Annotated in this window: 3 protein-coding genes and 1 pseudogene; 3 read left to right on the top strand and 1 reads right to left on the bottom strand. The window is 70.0% G+C overall.

Annotation, left to right across the window (positions count from 1 at the left end; genetic code table 11):
• Positions 1 to 70: 70 nt before the first annotated feature.
• The 3 genes and pseudogenes from VK923_15125 to VK923_15115 all read left to right on the top strand — a co-directional run bounded on the left by VK923_15125 (position 71) and on the right by VK923_15115 (position 3,696).
• A pseudogene (locus tag VK923_15125) lies at positions 71 to 1,317 on the top strand (ISL3 family transposase).
• A 459-nt stretch (positions 1,318 to 1,776) separates the two neighbouring features.
• Complete coding sequence (locus VK923_15120; GenBank protein HSJ46005.1) at positions 1,777 to 2,652, top strand: hypothetical protein; 876 nt, start codon at positions 1,777 to 1,779, stop codon at positions 2,650 to 2,652.
• A 315-nt stretch (positions 2,653 to 2,967) separates the two neighbouring features.
• Positions 2,968 to 3,696: a dienelactone hydrolase family protein gene (locus tag VK923_15115; GenBank protein HSJ46004.1), complete on the top strand. Its 729-nt coding sequence runs from the start codon at positions 2,968 to 2,970 to the stop codon at positions 3,694 to 3,696.
• Positions 3,697 to 3,958: 262 nt separating this feature from the next.
• Here VK923_15115 and VK923_15110 read toward each other — a convergent pair.
• Positions 3,959 to 4,200: hypothetical protein (locus VK923_15110; protein ID HSJ46003.1), on the bottom strand; the 242-nt coding region annotated here is incomplete at its 5' end.

Below are 4,200 nucleotides of genomic sequence, written 5' to 3'. Positions count from 1 at the left end.
TCCTGCCTACGTTTCGGCTTGTCGAGAGTCGTCACGCAGGAGGAACCGGCCGGTGCTCAGGATATGGCGGATGCTGCTGGGATTGTGTGACCGCACGGTCCTCGAGCGCGTGGAGGTCGACGAGGCCGCCGAGACCGTCGTCGCGCACGTCCGCCCGAAGCGGCCCAAGAAACGCCGGTGCGGCCGCTGCGGACGCGTGTCACCACACGAGGATGCCGGTGAGGGGCGACGCCGCTGGCGCAGCCTGGACCTGGGAACGGTCAGGGTGTATCTGGAGGCCGACGCGCCCAGGGTGCGCTGCGCCGAGCACGGCGTGACGGTGATCGCGTTCCCGTGGGCGCGTCACAAGGCGCGCCAGACGCGTGCGTTCGAGGACACCGTCGCGTGGCTGGTCACGCGCTGTTCGAAGACGGCCGTGTCGGCGCTGCTGCGCATCGTGTGGCGCACGGTGGGGTCGATCGTGACCCGGGTGGTCGCCGACATCGACACCCAGGTCGACCGGTTCGACGGGTTGCGGCGTATCGGCATCGACGAGATCTCCTACAAGCGTGGACACAAGTACCTGACGGTGGTCGTCGACCACGACAGCGGCCGGCTGGTGTGGGCTGCGCCGGGCCGCGACGCCAAGACGCTGCGGCGGTTCTTCGACGCGCTCGGTGACCAGCGGTGCAAGCTGATCACGCAGGTGTCGGCCGACGCCGCGGACTGGATCGCCACCGTGGTCGCCGAACGTTGCTCGCAGGCGGTGGTCTGCGCCGATCCGTTCCACATCGTCAAGTGGGCGACCGAGGCGCTCGACGAGGTCCGCCGGCAGGTGTGAAACGAGCACCGCAGCGCGACCAACCAGCGTCGCGCGGGCCGCGCGAAGGGCACGGCGCGTAAGTTCAAGCGCTACCGCTACGCGTTGTGGAAGAACCCCGAGGACCTCACCGAACGGCAACACGAACAGCTGGCGTGGATCGCCAAGACCGACCCGCGGCTGTACCGCGCGTACCTGCTCAAGGAGGGCCTACGCCACGTGTTCGTGCTCAAAGGCGACGCCCGCAAGGACGCCTTGGACCGCTGGATCAGCTGGGCGCAGCGCTGCCGCATCCCCGCGTTCGTCGAGCTGCAACGCCGTATCCGCCGGCATCGCGAGTCGATCGACGCCGCGTCGAGCACGGCCTATCCCAAGGACTGATCGAGAGCACCAACACCAAACTGCGGGTGCTGACGCGGATGGCGTTCGGGTTCCGAAAACCCGAAGCGCTCATCGCCTTGGGCATGCTCGCCCTCGGCGGCTACCAACCCGCACTACCCGGACGAGCAGGCGCCTGATGACCCACGGATACGACAGTAGAGCCCCTTATCGGGCGCGGCCTGCGAGGCCGCACGACCCCTCCCAGCGAGGGCATTCGACCTTGGTCCTCCGGCGGCGTCGGGTGAGCATGGTGTCGGTAGGTGGCCGCCATCAACGCCAGACAGCCAGGATGGCTGCCGCGCCGCTGTTGGGGGCAGAGGGGGCGCGATGTGCGCGTACAGCCGCAGCGTCACAGGCGCCTGGCAGGGCATGGTGCCGACCATGCGGGCACACGGTGCCACGCGTGACCGTGGCCACACCCGGTAGTGCTCGTCGTCGTCGGCTGAGCGCGATCGACGCACGACGCCCGCAGGTCCGGTCGCGTCACCACCGACCACGGCGGCAGCGCACCCGCCCACGTCCGCCGACCCACGACGCAGGTGGCCGGCGGCCGAGCATGACGTAATCGTCGACCAGTCGTATTGGAGGCGGCGACCATGGCGACCAGACCGCAGACTCCGACCCGTCCCGACCCGGCCCGCACCGGGGACCGTCGCCTGCCGCTGCGCCGGCCGCTGACCGGCAGCTACGCGACGTCGGCTGTGATCGCGATCCTGATCGCCGCATCGTCCCTGGCAGGCCTGGCGGAGGTCGGCACGCGCTACGGCAGTGATCCGCCCTCCGTGCTGGTCTCCCATGGCGGTGACGCCGCCAACCTCGTCGTCGTGGTGCCGATCCTGCTCGCCACCGTATGGCTGACCCGACGCCGCTCGCTGCCCGGCCTGCTGCTGTGGCCCGGTGCGCTGTTCTACGCGCTGTACGTCTACGCGATCTACCTCGTGGCCGCGCCGTTCACCGCGCTGCTGTTCGGCTACGTCGCGATCGTCACGCTGAGCGCGGCCACGCTCGGCGCGGTCATCACGAGCATCGATCATCCAGCCTGCCGCGATCGGCTTGCGCACACCCCGGCACGCAGCGTCGGCGCCGCCCTGCTCGTGGTCGCGGTGCTGGCCTACGCCGGGCTGGCCGCCACCGCCGTCACGGCGCCCGGTGGCGCCACCGAAGATCTCGCGTTCCGTGGCCAGTGGGCCGTCGACACCGCGCTTGGCACGCCGGTGCTGCTGCTCGGCGGCGTGCTGCTGTGGCGGCGAGCGACCCTCGGGTACACAACCGGCGCCGGCCTGCTGCTCGTATCCGGGATGGGCGGGCTGGCGTTCGCCGCCGCCGCCGTGCTCGACGGGTGGCTGACACAGACGGCCACCGACCCCACCGTCATCGCGGTGCACCTCGCCATCGCCACCGTCGACGTCATCCTGCTCGCCGTGTTCCTGCGGCGCGCGTCCGTCACACACGGCCGGTCACCAACCGGCTGAGCCATAGGTGGTGTACACCCACGCCGACGTACGCACCCCCGCCCGCGCGCCACTCACCGTAAGGCCGCTCACGCCCCCGCAGGCACACTGACCGATGTTCGAGGAGGCCACTGCCGCCCGCTGTCGGTAACGCGACGGTCAACACGCTGGACACCGCCAACACGGCGAGCCCGATAGACCTGCTTCAGCATCCCAGCCAGCGGCAGACTGGCATGACTGCGGGCTCTCTCCGCTTCGACGTGCTCCTCGGCGGCGGAAAGGCAGGGAGCCGGCCTCGGTTGAGCGGAACGACGCATACATCCTGGGAGGATGACGATGGCCGATGTCTACATCCCCACCCCGCTGGGGCGGATGCCGACCTACGTGGCCACCCCTGCAGCGGACAGGCCGTGGCCGGGCGTTGTGGTGCTCCACGACTTCACGGGGATGAGTCATGACCTTCGGGATCACGCTGACTGGTTGGCGGGTGCGGGCTACCTGGCAGCCGCGCCGGACCTGTACTACTGGGGCGGCCGGCTGCGCTGTCTACGGACCATCATCGGTGACCTGGGTGCACGGCGGGGACGGACATTCGACGACATCGACGCGGCGCGCGCCTGGCTGGCCCGCCACGACGGGTGCACCGGCGTCATCGGCGTCATCGGGTTCTGTATGGGCGGCGGGTACGCGTTGGCGCTCGCCCCCGGCCGGGGGTTCTCGGCCGCGAGCGTCAACTACGGCGGCTGCCCCAAGGACGCTGAGCTGTTCCTGGCCGACGCGTGCCCCATCGTTGGCAGCTATGGCGCGAAGGACCGCTCACCGATGGGACGCCGCGCGGCGGCGCGATTGGACCAGGCCCTGAGGGCCGCCGGGGTCGACCATGACGTCAAGGTGTATCCCGACGCTGGCCATGGGTTCATGAACGACCACGACCCCGCCGATCTGACACCACTGTTGGTGCTGCTCGCCAAGATCTCGGGCACCAGGTACCACCAACCGTCAGCCAGCGATGCTCGCCGACGGATCATCGCGTTCTTCGACAAGCACCTGCGGTCCGAGCAATGAGCCACGCACGGGCCGCTGCCGATGCGTTGACCTGACACGGGCCCAGCTCGACTGACCGCTACCCTGAGCGCGACGCTCCGTCGAGAAGACTTGCCACACAGTCGCGAACGGCCGGCGACGGCGTCCATGACAGAGAACTCAACCGCCACGGGTCAAGGCTCTGGCAGACCGCCGATTCATCGCGGCCCTGCCTGCCGCGCTTTGATGGCCTCGGCCAGTTCGCTGGTACTCAGGCGCCACAGGTCGGTGCCGGTCGGGACGCTCATCGCTGCCTCACATCGGCTGGTGAGGCACGCCGGCGAACGGCGCTGGCTGCGCCGGCGACGGCCAGGGCCCCGGCCGCCCGCGTCGCCCACACCCTTCGGCGCGGTGCGGCGGGTCGCTTCTCGGCGGAGAGCGGGAGGACGCCGCCGAGGTGGACGCGGGTCGTCTCGGCGTCGCGGTCGAACACAACCTTCGTGGTGCCCAGGTCGTAGGTGTCCAGGTCGATCCGGAAGGCGTACG

Source organism: Euzebyales bacterium (assembly GCA_035461305.1).
In the GTDB taxonomy this organism is placed as follows: Bacteria; Actinomycetota; Nitriliruptoria; order Euzebyales; family JAHELV01; genus JAHELV01.
This window is presented reverse-complemented; position numbering and strand designations above follow the sequence as displayed.